The following is a 15,165-nucleotide window of genomic DNA, read 5'->3' as shown; positions in this document are numbered from 1 at the left end:
GGTGCCTCAGTCCATCGCCAGGACCATCGCGGGCTCGGCGAGCACGTCACCGATATCGCGCAGGAATGCGGCGCCTTCAGCTCCGTCCACCAGCCGGTGGTCGAAGGAAAGGCTCAGGGTCGTAACCTGGCGGAGTGCGATTCCGCCTTCGTGCTCCCACGGCTGCCGGCGGACCGCACCCAGGGCCAGGATTGCCGCCTCACCGGGGTTGAGGATGGGGGTTCCGGCATCCACTCCGAAGACACCCACGTTGGAGATGGAGACGGTGCCGCCGCTCAGGGCGGCCGGAGGTGTGCGGCCTTCCCGGGCGGTGACAGCCAGATCGGTAATGGCCAGGGCAAGTTCGCGCAGGCCAAGGTCCTGCGCATCCTTGATGTTCGGAACCATCAGTCCCCGCGGAGTGGCGGCGGCGATGCCCAGGTTCACATAGCGGTAGCGGATGATCTCCCGGGCCGCTTCATCCCAGCGCGCATTCAGCTCAGGGTGCCGGCGCAGCGCCAGGCAGACCGCTTTGGCGGCCAGGACCAGCGGTGTCAGTCGGACGCCGTCGTACTCTTTGCGGCTGCGCAGCTTATCCAGCAGATTCATGGAGGACGTGACGTCCACGGTGAGGAAGACCGTGGCGTGAGGTGCCGTGAAGGCGCTGGCCACCATGGCCGCGGCGGTGTGCTTCCGGATTCCCGCGATCGGAATACGTTCCTCGCGGCCCTGGCCCAAGTGGGGTGCGTCTGCCACCACGGGCTGGGCATTCTCCGGTGCACCGGCGGGCCCGCCGGAAGAGCGCAGCAGCGCGGCTTCCACGTCGTGGCGCACGATCCTGCCCTGCGGTCCGGTTCCGTCCAGCGTAGCCAGATCGATGCCGAGGTCGCGGGCAAGTTTGCGGACCGGCGGCGTGGACCGCGGGCGTTCCCGAACCTGAGCTTCCGGCAGCATGGATGCGTCCGGTGCGGCGGCGTCCGTTGCGGGGGCGTCCGGTGCGGGGGCCATCGCAACCGGCGCCGGGGCCGGCGGTGCAGCTGCCGCGGAGACCGGAGCGCCTGCGAACCCGCGGCGCGCCCGGCGCGCCGGCCGTCCGCCCTTGTCGGGTTCGGCACCGTATCCCACCAGGGTCGGCTGCCGGCGCTGTTCCCCGGCTTCCGCAGCAGGCGCTGCGGGGGCCGGCACACCGGGAGCATCCGGCACATCGAAGCTGATGATCGGTGAGCCGACTTCCACCACGGTGCCTTCGGCCTCGTGCAGCCGGGCCACCACACCTTCGAACGGCGAGGGCAGCTCAACAACGGCCTTGGCAGTTTCGACGTCGGCAATGACCTGGTTCAGCGTCACTGCCTGTCCTTCGGTGACCCGCCAGGACAGGATTTCGGATTCGGTGAGTCCCTCGCCCAGATCCGGGAGCCGGAATTCGCGGATCATCGGCCCGCCCCTTCCAGCACAGCGGCCTGCTCCAGGGAGTTGGGCCGGCGCATGGCCCGGTCCACCCCGTCCAGGATCCGGTCCAGGTCCGGCAGGTGGTGCTTCTCCAGCCGGGCGGGCGGGTATGGGATGTCGAAGCCGGTCACACGCACCGGTGCGTGCTCCAGGTAGTCGAAGCAGCGTTCGGTGATGCTGGCGGCGATTTCCGCGCCGAGCCCGCCGGACTGTGCTGCCTCGTGCGTGACGACCAGCCGGCCGGTCTTGCGCACCGAGGCTTCGATCACTGCGTAATCCACCGGTGCCAGCGAGCGCAGGTCGATCACTTCCACGGAGATGCCTTCGTCCCCTGCCGCGGTGGCTGCGTCCAGGGCAGTCATCACCAGGGGTCCGTAAGCCACCAGGGTGACGTCGGTTCCGGCAGCTGCCACGCGGGCCGCACCCATCGGCAGGGCGCCGTCGAGGGTCCGCTGGACCTCATCCTTGGTGTGGTAGCGCCGCTTTGGTTCGAAGTAGAGCACCGGATCATCGCAGGCAATGGCCTGGCGGATCATGGTGTACGCGTCCTGGGGATTGGACACGCTGACCACCCGCAGGCCGGAGGTGTGTGTGAAGTACGCTTCCGGGGATTCGGAGTGGTGTTCCGGTGAACCGATTCCACCGCCGAACGGCACCCGGATGGTCAGCGGCAGTTTCACCGCTCCGCGGGTGCGGTAGTGCATCTTGGCAACCTGGGACACAATCTGGTCGAAGGCGGGGTAGATAAAGCCGTCGAACTGGATCTCCACCACCGGCCGGTAGCCGCGGTAGGCCAGGCCGACGGCGGTGCCCACAATGCCGGATTCGGCCAGCGGGGTGTCCATCACCCGTTTGGGTCCGAACTCGGCCTGCAGCCCGTCGGTGATCCGGAAGACTCCGCCGAGCTTGCCGATGTCCTCTCCCATCAGCACTACCTTGGGGTCCTGGGCCAGTGCGTCGTTCAGTCCGGCCGTGATCGCGCGGCCGAAAGTCATGCTGCTCATCGGGTGGTTCCTTCCGCGGGCCCGTCCATCATGGCCAGGTAAGCCGTGTACTGCTCCTGCTGCCGGTCCAGCCAGCTGTTCGGTTCCGAGTAGACGTGCGCAAAGACGTCTTCCGGGCCGGGGTCCGGAAGGGTCAGGCAGGCTTCGCGGAGCGCGGCGGCGAGGGTATCGGCGTCGGCCTCCACGGACGCAAGGAAAGCGTCATCAGCTTCCCCCTCGTTCTGCAGGAGCGCACCGAGCCGGCTGATCGGGTCCCGGCGGCGCCAGTCCTCAAGCTCAGCGGGGTCCCGGTAGCGGGTGGGGTCATCGGCGGTGGTATGCGGGCCCATCCGGTAGGTGACGGCTTCAATAAAGGTGGGGCCGCCGCCGGTGCGGGCACGGTCCAGGGCTTCCCGGGTGGCGGCCAGTACAGCCAGCACGTCGTTGCCGTCTACCCGGATGGAGGGGATGCCAAAGCCGGGTGCCCGGTTGGCCACCGGTATGGAGGCCTGCAGCCCCACCGGCTCGGAGATGGCCCACTGGTTGTTCTGGCAGAAGAAGATGACCGGAGCCTGGAAGCTCGCGGCGAAGACCATGGCCTCATTGACGTCGCCCTGACTGGTGGCGCCGTCTCCGAAGTAGCTGATCGCGGCGTCGTCCGCACCGTCCTGGACAATTCCCATGGCGTACCCGGCCGCGTGCAGCGCCTGCGCGCCGATGATCACCTGGGTAGGTGCCATGTTCACCGAATAGGGATCCCAGCCGCCTGCCGCATTGCCGCGCCAGACGCGCATCAGGTCGGCGAACCCGACACCACGGCACCATGCCACTGCGTTCTCGCGGTAGCTGCTGAAGACAAAGTCGGACGGACGCAGTGCGCGGGCCGAGCCGATCTGGGCTGCTTCCTGGCCAAGAAGCGGGGGCCAGAGCCCCAGTTCGCCCTGGCGCTGGAGCGAGGTGGCCTCGGTGTCAATGCGCCGGACCAGGACCATGTCCCGGTACAGGCCGCGCAGGGAATCGGCGTCGACGTCCTGGACCCAGCGGCCGTAGAACGCGTCGTCGACGCGGGCCCCGTCGGGGCGGATGAGCTGGACGTACGGGTCGGTGGGTTCCGTCCCGGTGTTTTCGGGATGGTTTACCGGGATATGCAGGGACACTTTGATACGCATCCTTCCGTGTTGGGGCCCCGGGGGTGGTGGGGTCCGAACCTGATGCCGGGCGCCTTTGCCCAGATAGATGTGACCCTACTCACACCGAGCATGCGGCACAACTGCACCCGATCCGATTGGGCATCCTGCCCTGCATCGGCGTGTGGAGCCGTGCTAGCGTTGCGCACTATGCAGATTCTGGACAGCACCGACTTCCGCGTTCTGCGGGCCATGGCCACCGATCCGCGCCGGACGGTGGTTGCCCTGGCGCAGCGTCTGGGGATCTCGCGCAACACCGTGCAGGCCAGGCTGTCCCGGATGGAGAAGAAAGGCGCGTTCCTTTCCTTTGAGCGGCGGATCAATCCGGTGGCGCTGGGTTATCCGCTGATGGCGTTTGTGCATGTTCATGTGCAGCAGCCGCGGCTGGCGGAGATCACCGCAGACCTTTCCGCCGTGCCGGAGGTAATCGAAGCGCACGGATTGACCGGCGCTGCTGACCTGCTGCTGCGCATTGTGGCGGTCGACGCCGAGGACCTGTTCCGAATCAACAAGGCCATCCTCGCCGTGCCCGGCGTCGAACGCTCTGACACCACCCTGGCGATGGGCGAGCTGATCCCCTACCGGGTCACTCCCCTGCTGGACCAGGGAGTTGCCGGTTCGCTGGCGCCGTAGTGGGGAAGGCGCCTCGAGGTTGAGACCAGACCTCGTGCCGGCGTGCCCGGCGGGTGCCCCCGGTTGCAGCTTCCCGTCAGCATCCAGTGGGGAGATAACGTCCCTTAGCGCCGATTCCCGTCATCGTGTGGGGAGATAACGTCCCTTTCCAGCGCCCGAAACAGCGGCTTCTCACCAAAGGATTCCAGGCGCGGCCCATAAGCAACGTCACCTCACCGAGAGATCCCAGGCCAGCCCTTGATCGCTGGCGGCGTCATCCTGTGTCGCAGTACCGTCCCTTCAGCCTGCGCCCTTCCAACTTGTGTCGCATTATCGGCCCTCTGAATCGATCAGAACTGCGTTATCGCTACACAGGACGCCGAACGGGCCGCTAAACAGCGTTACCACGACACAGGATTCCAACTCAGCACAGGATGCCTGTGCTCCCACCCCGCGCCGCCCGCGTCCCGGTCATGCGCCGATGGGTCCCCTGAACGGGGCTTCACGCGCCACCCAGCCAGATCCCTTTCGCCCCGCCTCATCAGCCCGCTGCCCCGGAAGCCCCCATCCCGATCCCCCAAACCCGCCAGACACGGAAAAGGGCGCCTCCCCGTGACGGGGAGACGCCCTTCGGCAGTGCTGTGGACCTAGTGGTCCACGGCCTTTTCTGCTCCGACGCCGGTGAGCGAGCGGACTTCCATCTCTGCCTGCTTCTCCGGGGACTCGTTGTCCTTGCTGGTGACCGTTCCCAGGAAACCCAGGAAGAACGCCAGCGGGATCGAGACCAGTCCCGGGTTATTCAGCGGGAAGAGCGCGAAGTCGGCTCCGGCGATCATCGAAGTTTCAGCACCGGAAACAACCGGCGAGAAGATGATCAGCACGATGGCCGAGCCCAGGCCGCCGTACATGCTCCAGATGGCGCCGCGGGTGTTGAAGCGCCGCCAGTACAGCGAGTAGATGATCGTGGGCAGGTTGGCGCTGGCCGCGACGGCGAACGCCAGGGCCACCAGGAAGGCCACATTCTGGCCCTGTGCACCGATGCCGCCGAGGATCGAGACCACACCAATCACCAGCACGGTCCGGCGGGCAACCTTCACCTCGCCGTCGGCGTCCACCTTGCCCTTGCGGACAACGTTGGCGTAGATGTCGTGGGCGAAGGACGCAGCTGCCGTGATCGTCAGGCCGGCCACAACCGCCAGGATGGTGGCGAACGCGACGGCGGCAATCAGGCCCAGCAGCACCGGACCGCCCAGGGCGAAGGCCAGCAGCGGAGCAGCGGAGTTCACGCCACCCGGTGCCCCGATGATGGTCTCCCGTTCGATCAGGGCCGCGGCGCCGTAGCCGAGGACCAGGGTGAACAGGTAGAACAGGCCGATCAGCCAGATGGCCCAGACCACGGAGCGGCGGGCTTCCTTGGCGGTGGGAACCGTGTAGAAGCGCATCAGCACGTGCGGCAGGGCTGCAGTGCCAAGCACCAGGGCCAGGCCCAGGGAGACGAAGTCCAGCTTGGAGGTTTCAGACTTGCCGTACTGCAGTCCCGGATCGAGGATCGCGGCGTTGCCGGACATCTCGACGGCGGAGCCAAGCAGCTCGGAGAGGTTGAAGCCGTTGATTGCCAGGACCCACACGGTCATGACACCGGCACCGGCGATCAGCAGGCAGGCCTTGATGATCTGAACCCAGGTGGTGCCCTTCATGCCGCCGACCAGTACGTAGATGATCATGAGGCCGCCGACGACGGTGATGACCAGGGACTGGCCGATCTTGGAGTCGATGCCCATCAGCAGGGACACGAGTCCGCCGGCACCGGCCATCTGGGCCAGCAGGTAGAAGAAACAGACAGCCAGCGTGGTGGTGGCCGCGGCGATGCGGACCGGACGCTGCTTAAGCCGGAAGGAAAGCACATCGGCCATGGTGAACTTGCCGGTGTTGCGCAGCATTTCGGCTACGAGCAGCAGTGCCACGAGCCAGGCCACCAGGAAGCCGATGGAGTACAGGAAGCCGTCATAACCGTTGATGGCGATGGCGCCGACGATGCCGAGGAAGGAAGCAGCGGACAGGTAGTCGCCGGCAATGGCGGTGCCGTTCTGCGGACCGGTGAAGGAACGTCCGGCGGCGTAATAGTCGGCGGCTGTCTTGTTGTTGCGGCTGGCGCGCAGCACCACCACAAGGGTGACGGCAACGAACAGGCCGAAGATCAGCATGTTCAGCCAGCCGGTTTCCCGGACGGCGTCGGCGGTGACGGCGGCGGGGACGTAGAGGGTGTTCATTTGGTCTCCTCGGGAAGGGACACGCCTTTGGCCTCCAGCTCGCCGCGCAGTTCAGAGGCGATCGGATCGAGGCGCCGGTTGGCGTAGCTGACGTACCACATGGTGATGCCGAAGGTGCTGACGAACTGCAGCAGGCCCAGGATCAGACCGATGTTGATGTTGCCAATGACCGGAGTGGACATGAAGTCGTGAGCGTAGTCAGCGAGCAGCACGTAGGCGAAGTACCAGACGAGGAAGACCACGGCCATGGGAAAGATGAAGCTGCGCTGGCGTTTGCGCAGCTCCTGGAACTGCGGGGACCGCTGGACTTCCCGGAAGTCGACCGGCGCCTCGCTTTCGGGGTGTGATTGTGGCTGGTGTTCAGCCATCTCTCCTCCTTGGGTAGGGGCACGTGCGGCGGTACGGCATAAAAACCGCAGGTCCATCGGGAACCCGGGCCGCCAGCACGCCGGCTGTGATGGGGATCACTTTTCCAATGCGGACGCATCTGGTGCCACTTATCCCGCCCCTGCGTCGGTGAACGGGGCAATCCGTGCGCCAAACGGCACGTTTGGTGCCTTCGGACGGTCCGCCAAGTCGGTACTCTGGGTTCCATGCCCGCTGCCGTCGAAGTCGCTCTGGTCTGCGCCGTTGCTGTTTTGACGCTCGCAGCAGTGGCTGCTTTGGGCTACCGGCTCAGCCGCTCCCAGCGCGATCTGGGTTCCGACGCCGAACGCGCGGCGTATGCCACGCTGCACACCGCCTCGCTGGCCTCGCGTCACCTGCGGTCCGGGCTGACTCCGGCGGGAGCTTCCCGCGCCAGCCGGCATCTGCGGGGGCTGCTGCGCTGCGAAACGCTGCTGATGACGGACACTGCGGCAGTGCTGGCATGGGAGGGAAGCCTGGCTGACACACCGGCACGGCGGGAACGGATCCTGCTGGCAGCCCGGGGCGTCCTGGAGAGCGGCCGGACCAAGGTCTTCCGCGGTCCGGCGCTGCGCGCACTGGGCCTGCAGGATGGCGGGGAACTGCTCATCTGCCCGCTGCGGGTCAATTCCCAGGCCGCGGGCACGCTGGGCGTTTTTGCGCCTTCGATCAGCGCCGGGCTGATCCGGGCCACCAACGACGTCGCCGACTGGGTTGCTGCCCAGGTGGAACTGGCGGAGCTGGACACCTCCCGGGCGCTGCTGATGGAAGCTGAGGTGAAGGCGCTCCGGGCGCAGATCAGCCCGCACTTCATCTACAACTCGCTGAACGCGATTGCCTCCTACATCAACACCGATCCGCAGCGGGCCCGGGAGCTGGTGGTGGAGTTCGCTGACTTCACCCGGTACTCCTTCCGCCGGCACGGGGACTTCACCACGCTGGCGGAGGAGCTGCAGTCAATTGACCGCTATCTGCTCCTGGAGCGGGCGCGCTTTGGCGAACGGCTGAAGGTCAGTCTGCAGATCAGCCCGGAGGTCCTCGGCACCGTGATCCCGTTCCTGTCCCTGCAGCCGCTGGTGGAGAACTCGGTGCGGCACGGCCTGGATTCAAACGACGGCGAAGGCCACATCACCATTTCCGCGCGCGACGCCGGTGCCCTGGCGGAAATCACGGTGGAGGACAACGGGGTGGGCATGGACCCGCAGAAACTCCAGGATCTGCTCGCCGGGCATGCCGACGGCGACCATGTGGGGCTGCGCAACGTGGACCTGCGGCTGCGCCAGGTTTACGGCGACGCCCACGGTCTGGTCATCGACACTGCGGAGGGTGCCGGCATGCTGATCACCATGCGGATCCCCAAGTCGCAGCCGGGCCACCAGACGTGAAGGAAGTAGTCTGTCTTCCATGCCGAAATCCGCAAAGCTGCTGACCGTGGTGGTGGCCGACGACGAAGCTCCGGCCGTCGAAGAGCTGGCCTTCCTGCTGGGCCGGGACTCCCGCATCGGTACCGTACTGCGCGCCTCAAGCGGTGCCCAGGCGCTGCACGCCATTGAGAATTCGGACGTCGACGCCGTTTTCCTGGACATTCATATGCCGGCTCTTTCCGGCCTGGACATAGCCCGCGCGCTGGCGCGCAAGGAGCGCCCGCCCGCCGTCGTTTTTGTCACTGCTGACGAAGACCACGCCCTGGCCGCCTTTGAACTGGCCGCCCTGGACTACCTGCTCAAACCCGTGCGGCAGGAACGGCTCACCGAATCGGTGCGCCGGATCAGCGATGCCCTGGCCGCCGCCGGGACGGACAGTGCCGAGGAGGGCGACGTCGTCACCGTGGTCCAGGGCGCCACAACCCGGATGATCCGCAGGGAGGACATCCGCTACGTGCAGGCGCAGGGCGACTACGCCCGCCTGCACACCGCCGAGACCAGCTACCTGGTCCGGATTCCGCTGGCGGAGCTGGAAGCACAGTGGGCTGACGCGGGGTTCCTGCGGATTCACCGTTCCTACCTTGTTGCGCGGGGCCAGATCACCCAGGTGCGCCTGAGCGCCGGACGGGCCAGCATCCGGATCGGTGCCGACGAGCTGCCGGTCAGCCGCCGGCACCTGCCGACCGTACGCAGCACCCTCGCCTCCGGACGGGTCCGGCCCTCGGCATGAACGAGAACCGTCCGCAGCGTGTCCGGGTTACCGCTCCCCCGCGTCCCGGTGCCGTACCGCCCGCATTTCCGGTGGCCCGGGAGCTGGACGAGCAGTCTGAGGTGGGCGAGGTGTTCCTCTCCTCGCTGATCCGTTCCCAGCTGCGCCTGGCCCTGGTGGTGGCAGGCGGGTTTGGCCTGATCCTGCTGGGCGTGCCGCTGCTGCTGGCTGCCTACCCGCAGATCGGTGCCCTGGAGCTGTTCGGGATTCCGGTCCCGTGGGTTCTGCTGGGTTTTGGCGTGTACCCGCTGGTGATCATCAGCGGAGCGCTCTATGTGCGCAGCGCCAACCGGAACGAGAAACGCTTCCAGGACCTGCTGGATGAGGGGTAGCAGGTAAGTGAACTGGGAGGTCAGCCCCGGCGTGGGCTATGCCGCACTGGCGGCCGTCACCGCAGCAACCCTGCTCATCGGCGCGTACGGGCTGCGGATATCCCGCACCACCGGGGATTTCTACGTCGCCTCGCGCACGGTCAAGCCGTGGTGGAACGCCTCGGCTATTGGCGGTGAATACCTCTCCGCCGCCAGTTTCCTGGGCGTTGCCGGGCTGGTGCTTGTTTCCGGGGCGGACGCCCTGTGGTTTCCGATCGGCTACACGGCCGGCTACCTGATGCTGCTGCTGTTCGTCGCCGCTCCGCTGCGCCGGTCCGGGGCCTACACGGTTCCGGACTTCGCCCGTGCCCGGCTCGACTCGCTCCCGGCACGCAGGGTGACCAGCCTGCTGGTGGTGGCCGTCGGCTGGCTGTACATCGTGCCCCAGCTGCACGGCGCGGCCCTGACCGTGGGCCTGACCACCGGACTGCCGGGCTGGGCAGGATCTGCCGCCGTCGTCGTCATTGTCTGCCTGAGTGTGCTCAGCGGCGGGATGCGCTCCATTACCTTCGTGCAGGCGTTCCAGTACTGGCTCAAGCTCGTGGCGCTGGCAGTGCCGGTGCTCTTTATCCTCTTCCGGCTGGGAGCGGACGGCGTGTCCTGGACCAACGGCGGGGCGGCCTTCGATTTTGGGTCCGACGCCGCGGTGGCGGATTCGGTGTACCGCAACGTCTCGCTGAGCATCGCACTGCTGTGCGGCACCCTAGGCCTGCCGCACGTGCTGGTGCGCTTTTACACCAACCCGGACGGGGTTTCCGCGCGGCGCACCACCCTGATCGTGCTGGGGCTGCTGTCCATCTTCTACGTTTTCCCGACGCTCTACGGCATCCTGGGCCGCACGTATCTGCCGGAGCTGGCGGAGCAGGGCAATGCCGATGCGACGGTACTGCTGCTGCCGGCGCAGGTGTTCGACGGAGCGCTCGGCGACCTGCTGGCGGCGTTTGTCACCGCCGGGGCCTTCGCCGCGTTCCTGTCCACGTCCAGCGGGCTGATCGTATCCCTGGCAGGGGTGATCAGCCAGGAGTTCTTCCGCGGCAGCATCCGCGGCTTCCGCATGGCAACGCTGCTGGCCGGCGCCGTACCGCTGGGCCTGGCGCTGCTGACGAACACGCAGGCGCTGGCCGGCAGCGTGGGCATGGTCTTCGCGTTTACGGCCTCCACCCTGTGCCCGCTGCTGCTGATGGGAATCTGGTGGCGCCGCCTGACTGCTGCAGGTGCGGTGTCGGGGATGCTCACCGGTGCGGTGCTGTGCGGCGGGGCAATCATCGCCGGCGGTGTGATCTCCGTCGGCGGGACCGCTGTGCCGGTCTGGCTGGAGCAGCCTGCGGCGTGGACCGTTCCTGCGGCGTTCGCCGTCACGGTCCTGGTATCGCTGCGCGGTCCCGGGGGGATTCCGGCCGGCACCGGCAGATTCCTGGCCCGCCTGCACACCCCCGAGCGCATCCTCCGCCCCTGATCCCTTTCGCCAACACGCCGAGAGGCCAGTTACGGCTCGTTTCAGTGCTGATACGAGCCGTAACTGGCCTCTCGAAGGTTTGGGACGGTGTTAGTCGATCGCAGCCATCAGTTCGACGACGCGGTCCAGGAACGCGTCAACCTGCGTTTCCTCGTACCCGGCGTCGCCCTTGGCTTCGCGGAACACGGCTCGGCGGACGACGTCGACGCTCAGCGGCCGGTCGTGCTCAAAGTAGCCCAGCAGTTCGTTGCAGAGCGCGTCTACGTCCCGCACGTTGTAGCTGTGCGCGCGCTTCTTCGTGGGGCGGCGGAACCGCTCCCCCGGTTTGCGGTGCAGGCGGGCGCGCAGCACGGCGGAGGTGCGGCCGATCTGCAGCAGCCAGGCTTCTTCGCCTTTCTCCTGGATCAGGCGGTCGCGCTCACGCTGGGCGAAGACATCCTCCAGCCGGTCCAGGGCGGCGTCCACGGCCTGGGCCTCGTAGCCTCCCTTGGCCGGATCGAATGCCATGGAACGGACGTGGCGGCTGGTGATGACCTTTGCTCCCGGTGTCTCTGAGTTGTAATAGTTCCGGGCCTTGGTCAGGAAGTCGTCGACCTGGCGGACGTTGTAGCCGTACTCCCTGCGGCTCACACGCTCAAAGGGGGCACTGGCCTGCCGCGCATCGTTCATGTTCAGCTAATCCTTTGGTGTCAAGTCTTCTTCCGCCACGGGATGCGGGACCGTCGAAAATATCTTACGTGTTGGCCGGCCCGGGACCCGGCAGGACTCCCCGGGGAACGCTACATTGCGCCCGGAACCAGCAGCACGGACAGCAGGAACACCACGGGCGAGGCGAAGACCACCGAGTCCAGGCGGTCCATGGCGCCTCCGTGGCCGGGAAGCAGGTTGGACATGTCCTTCACGCCGAGCTCTCGCTTGATCATGGACTCGGAGAAGTCCCCGGCCGTTGCAGCGGCAACGGTGGCCACGGCCAGCACCAGGCCGAACCACCACGGCTGGTCCAGGAAGAACACTGATGAGAGGATACCCACCACGGTGGCCCCCGCAGCGGATCCGCCGAAGCCTTCCCAGGATTTCTTGGGGCTGATCTTCGGCGCCATCGGATGTTTGCCGAAGATGGCACCCACCAGGTAGCCGAACGTGTCGTTGGAGACCACCAGCAGCAGCAGGACGGCGACGCGGGTCTGCCCCTCGGGTTCACGGAGCAGCAGCAGCGCGAAGCTGAGCAGGAACGGGATCCACAGGACCACAAACACCCCGGCAAGGATGCTGCGCAGCGCGTCCTGTGCCGTGTCGATGGTGCGCCAGAGCAGGATTGCTATGCCGGTTCCGGCAAGGGCCATAGCCAGCGCCTCGGTGCCGCCAAAGTAGGCAGCCAGCGGTACAGCCACCGCTCCCACCAGCACCGGCACGTGCGGAACCTTGATACCGCGCACCTCCAGCGCACGGGAAACCTCCCACACGCCGACGGCGGAGAAACCGGCGGCGATCACTGCGATCGCCACCGGGGAGAACAGCAGGCCAACCAGCAGCGCTCCAAGCAGGACGACGCCGACGGCGATGGCCGCGGGCAGGTTCCGTCCTGCTTTGGAGGGCTTGCGTGGTTTGCGGGTGCGGGCAGCCGCGCTGCGGGCCCTGCGGCCGTCGGGAACGCTCATGTCCGTGCCCTTCGCTGCCGGGTCTGCCTCAGGAGACGGGGTACCGCCAGCCTGGGTGGAAGGCTGGGATTGGTTCATCAGACCTCGAGCAGCTCGGCTTCCTTGCGCTTAAGCAGCTCATCGATGGAGTCGGTGTGAGCCTTGGTCAGTGCGTCCAGGTCCTTTTCGGCCCGGTTGCCGTCGTCCTCGCCGATCTCCCCGTCCTTGACCAGGCGGTCCAGGGCGTCCTTGGCCTTGCGTCGGATGTTGCGCACGGAGACCTTGGCGTCTTCGCCCTTGCCGCGCACGATCTTCACGTACTCCTTGCGGCGGTCCTGGGTCAGTTCCGGCATGATCACGCGGATGACCTTGCCGTCGTTGGACGGGTTGGCTCCCACTTCGGAGTCGCTCAGGGCGCGCTCAATGGCGCGCAGCGCGGTTACGTCGTACGGAGTGATCAGCAGGGTGCGGGCATCCGGGGTCGCGAAGGAGGCCAGCTGCTGCAGCTGCGTCGGGGAACCGTAGTAGTCCACCAGGACTCTGGAGAAGAGTGCGGGGTTGGCGCGGCCGGTGCGGATGGTCGAGAAGTCCTCCTTGGCAACCTCCACAGCCTTGTCCATCTTGTCGGCTGCCTCTTTCAAGGTCTCTTCGATCACGGTGTCTCCTCATTGCAGGGAAATGCCAGTGCCGGAATCCTCCCGTGCAGTGGCTTAATTGGGGCGTAATTGGGCTCTTCTACCATCCTAACCCGCGCGGCTCCCGGGCCGGCACCTGCGGCGATGCCGGCGCGGGTGCCGGTACGGAAGCCGCACCGGAAGGAATCTCTAGTTAGAGACGACGGTACCGATCTTCTCGCCGCGGATGGCGCGGGTGACGTTGCCTTCGCCTTCCATGCCGAAGACCACCATGGAGAGGTCGTTGTCCTTGCACATGGTCATGGCAGTCTGGTCCATGACCCGGATGTCCTGGCGGAGGGCGTCGTCGTAGGTCAGGGTTTCCAGCCGCTGTGCGTTGGGGTCCTTGTTCGGGTCCGCAGTGTAGACGCCGTCCACGCCGGACTTGGCCATCAGCACTTCGTCAGCGTGTACTTCCAGGGCTCGCTGTGCGGCCACGGTGTCCGTAGAGAAGTACGGCAGCCCGGCGCCGGCGCCAAAGATGACAACCCGGCCCTTTTCGAGGTGGCGGATGGCCCGCCGCGGGATGTAGGCCTCGGCAACCTGGCCCATGGTGATGGCGCTCTGCACGCGGGTTTCCACGCCTGCCTGCTCCAGGAAGTCCTGGAGAGCGAGGCAGTTCATCACCGTGCCAAGCATGCCCATGTAGTCTGCGCGGGAACGGTCCATGCCGCTCTGGGAAAGCTCTGCTCCGCGGAAGAAATTGCCGCCGCCCACCACGATAGCGGTTTCAACTTCTCCGACGGTTGCGGCGATCTGCTTTGCTACGGAACGGACAGTCTCCGGATCGACGCCCAGTTTCCCGCCGCCGAACACCTCGCCGGAAAGCTTGAGCAGCACGCGGCGGCGCGGAGTGTCGGTTTCTGTCAGGGCGTGGTCCATGATGCCTCCCGGGGCAGTGCTGGTGCGTGAACTTGTCAGCTAATTCAAGGGTAATAAGGGGATTTGGACAGGCAAAAGGGGTGGCCACCTTTCGGTGGCCACCCCCTCTATGCCATCATTTCGCGTCCGCTGTGCGTGCGCGCCGTTTCGGTGCCTTAGGCTCCGACGCGGAAACGGGCGAAGGCGGTCGGCTTGGCGCCGGCTTCGTCCAGAACGGTGGCGACGGTCTTCTTGGCGTCCTTGGCGAACGGCTGGTCGAGCAGCACGATCTCCTTGAAGAAGCCGGTCAGGCGGCCTTCGACGATCTTCGGCAGTGCAGCTTCCGGCTTGCCTTCGGCGCGTGCGGTCTCGTCAGCGATGCGGCGCTCGTTCTCTACGATGTCCGCGGGAACTTCGTCGCGGGTCAGGTAGGTGGGAGCGTAAGCAGCGGTGTGGACCGCGACGTCGTGGGCTGCGGTGAAAGCTGCGTCACCTTCGCCGTCAACAGCGAACAGGACGCCGACCTGTGCCGGCAGATCCTTGGAGGTCTTGTGCAGGTAGGCATCGACGGTCTTGCCTTCGACGCGTGCCACGCGGCGGACAACAACCTTCTCGCCCAGGATTGCGCCTTCTTCAACAACAACCTCGGACAGCGGCTTGCCGTCGACGTTGTAAGCCAGGAGGGTTTCGGCGTCAGCGGCGCCGGACTCCACAGCTGCGGCCAGAACGCGGTCTGCGAGTTCGATGAACTTGGCGGACTTGGCAACGAAGTCAGTCTCGCAGTTCAGTTCGATCATCACGCCGACGGTGCCGTCGATGACCTTGGCAGCAACCAGGCCTTCGGCGGTGGAACGGCCTTCGCGCTTGGTGGCGCCCTTCAGGCCCTTGATGCGGATGAGCTCCATGGCCTTGTCGGCGTCGCCGTTGGCCTCGTCCAGAGCTTTCTTCACATCCATCATGCCGGCGCCGGTGCGCTCGCGCAGAGCCTTGATATCAGCAGCGGTGTAGTTCGCCATTTGGACTCCAGTCCTCCCGTAATAAAAGTATTGGTGCAGTTCCGCCTATGCGGCGGGCCGGGTTCCCGGCCC

15 protein-coding genes are annotated in these 15,165 nt (G+C 66.4%); 5 read left to right on the top strand and 10 right to left on the bottom strand.

Annotated elements, in window-relative coordinates:
* Positions 1–6 precede the first annotated feature (6 nt).
* From ACWGQ2_RS16360 to pdhA, 3 genes are read right to left on the bottom strand one after another with little or no spacing between them, the layout of a single operon-like run.
* A complete protein-coding gene (locus tag ACWGQ2_RS16360; RefSeq protein WP_452019137.1) occupies positions 7–1,413 on the bottom strand; it encodes a dihydrolipoamide acetyltransferase family protein in 1,407 nt (468 codons plus the stop codon).
* Positions 1,410–2,432: an alpha-ketoacid dehydrogenase subunit beta gene (locus ACWGQ2_RS16355; RefSeq protein ID WP_452019135.1), complete on the bottom strand. Its 1,023-nt coding sequence runs from the start codon at positions 2,430–2,432 to the stop codon at positions 1,410–1,412. The genes ACWGQ2_RS16360 and ACWGQ2_RS16355 overlap by 4 nt, the downstream gene beginning before the upstream one ends.
* Positions 2,429–3,580: a pyruvate dehydrogenase (acetyl-transferring) E1 component subunit alpha gene (gene pdhA / locus ACWGQ2_RS16350; protein ID WP_452019133.1), complete on the bottom strand. Its 1,152-nt coding sequence runs from the start codon at positions 3,578–3,580 to the stop codon at positions 2,429–2,431. Before pdhA ends, ACWGQ2_RS16355 begins: the two co-directional genes overlap by 4 nt.
* 168 nt (positions 3,581–3,748) lie before the next feature.
* Here pdhA and ACWGQ2_RS16345 point away from each other — a divergent pair, with 168 nt between their 5' ends.
* Entirely contained in the window at positions 3,749–4,231 is a 483-nt protein-coding gene (locus ACWGQ2_RS16345; RefSeq protein ID WP_452019131.1) for an Lrp/AsnC family transcriptional regulator, read from the top strand.
* Positions 4,232–4,857: 626 nt separating this feature from the next.
* On the opposite strand, the gene ACWGQ2_RS16340 is transcribed toward ACWGQ2_RS16345, so the two are convergent.
* Both ACWGQ2_RS16340 and ACWGQ2_RS16335 read right to left on the bottom strand, forming a co-directional pair.
* Positions 4,858–6,480, bottom strand: a complete 1,623-nt coding sequence (locus tag ACWGQ2_RS16340; RefSeq protein ID WP_452019129.1) for a solute symporter family protein — start codon at positions 6,478–6,480, stop codon at positions 4,858–4,860.
* On the bottom strand, positions 6,477–6,848 hold the full coding sequence (locus ACWGQ2_RS16335) for a DUF485 domain-containing protein (RefSeq protein ID WP_422400424.1): 372 nt from the start codon (positions 6,846–6,848) through the stop codon (positions 6,477–6,479). The genes ACWGQ2_RS16340 and ACWGQ2_RS16335 overlap by 4 nt, the downstream gene beginning before the upstream one ends.
* 225 nt (positions 6,849–7,073) lie before the next feature.
* On the opposite strand from ACWGQ2_RS16335, the gene ACWGQ2_RS16330 reads away from it, so the two are divergent.
* From ACWGQ2_RS16330 to ACWGQ2_RS16315, 4 genes are read left to right on the top strand one after another with little or no spacing between them, the layout of a single operon-like run.
* Positions 7,074–8,270, top strand: a complete 1,197-nt coding sequence (locus tag ACWGQ2_RS16330; RefSeq protein ID WP_452019127.1) for a sensor histidine kinase — start codon at positions 7,074–7,076, stop codon at positions 8,268–8,270.
* Between the two features lie 37 nt (positions 8,271–8,307).
* Positions 8,308–9,039: a LytR/AlgR family response regulator transcription factor gene (locus ACWGQ2_RS16325; protein WP_452019381.1), complete on the top strand. Its 732-nt coding sequence runs from the start codon at positions 8,308–8,310 to the stop codon at positions 9,037–9,039.
* Positions 9,036–9,410: a hypothetical protein gene (locus tag ACWGQ2_RS16320; RefSeq protein ID WP_452019126.1), complete on the top strand. Its 375-nt coding sequence runs from the start codon at positions 9,036–9,038 to the stop codon at positions 9,408–9,410. The genes ACWGQ2_RS16325 and ACWGQ2_RS16320 overlap by 4 nt, the downstream gene beginning before the upstream one ends.
* Before the next feature lie 7 nt (positions 9,411–9,417).
* Entirely contained in the window at positions 9,418–10,905 is a 1,488-nt protein-coding gene (locus ACWGQ2_RS16315; protein WP_452019124.1) for a sodium/solute symporter, read from the top strand.
* 90 nt (positions 10,906–10,995) lie between these two features.
* On the opposite strand, the gene ACWGQ2_RS16310 is transcribed toward ACWGQ2_RS16315, so the two are convergent.
* The 5 genes from ACWGQ2_RS16310 to tsf form a co-directional block, all read right to left on the bottom strand.
* Positions 10,996–11,574, bottom strand: coding sequence for a DivIVA domain-containing protein (locus ACWGQ2_RS16310; protein ID WP_418910654.1), 579 nt, complete (start codon positions 11,572–11,574; stop codon positions 10,996–10,998).
* Positions 11,575–11,684: 110 nt separating this feature from the next.
* A complete protein-coding gene (locus ACWGQ2_RS16305) occupies positions 11,685–12,563 on the bottom strand; it encodes a phosphatidate cytidylyltransferase (protein WP_452019379.1) in 879 nt (292 codons plus the stop codon).
* Positions 12,564–12,640: 77 nt separating this feature from the next.
* The gene (gene frr / locus ACWGQ2_RS16300) at positions 12,641–13,198 is read right to left on the bottom strand and encodes a ribosome recycling factor (protein ID WP_055240405.1); all 558 of its coding nucleotides are present in this window, start codon (positions 13,196–13,198) and stop codon (positions 12,641–12,643) included.
* 168 nt (positions 13,199–13,366) lie between these two features.
* Positions 13,367–14,098 carry a UMP kinase gene (pyrH, locus tag ACWGQ2_RS16295; RefSeq protein WP_452019121.1) on the bottom strand — a complete coding sequence of 244 codons (732 nt, stop codon included), beginning with the start codon at positions 14,096–14,098 and terminating at the stop codon, positions 13,367–13,369.
* A 155-nt stretch (positions 14,099–14,253) separates the two neighbouring features.
* Complete coding sequence (gene tsf, locus ACWGQ2_RS16290) at positions 14,254–15,093, bottom strand: translation elongation factor Ts (protein ID WP_452019119.1); 840 nt, start codon at positions 15,091–15,093, stop codon at positions 14,254–14,256.
* Positions 15,094–15,165: the final 72 nt, after the last annotated feature.

This window comes from Arthrobacter sp. NPDC055585 (assembly GCF_053619115.1).
Note: the sequence above shows the minus strand (reverse complement) of the source record. Positions and strands in the feature narration are given on the sequence as shown.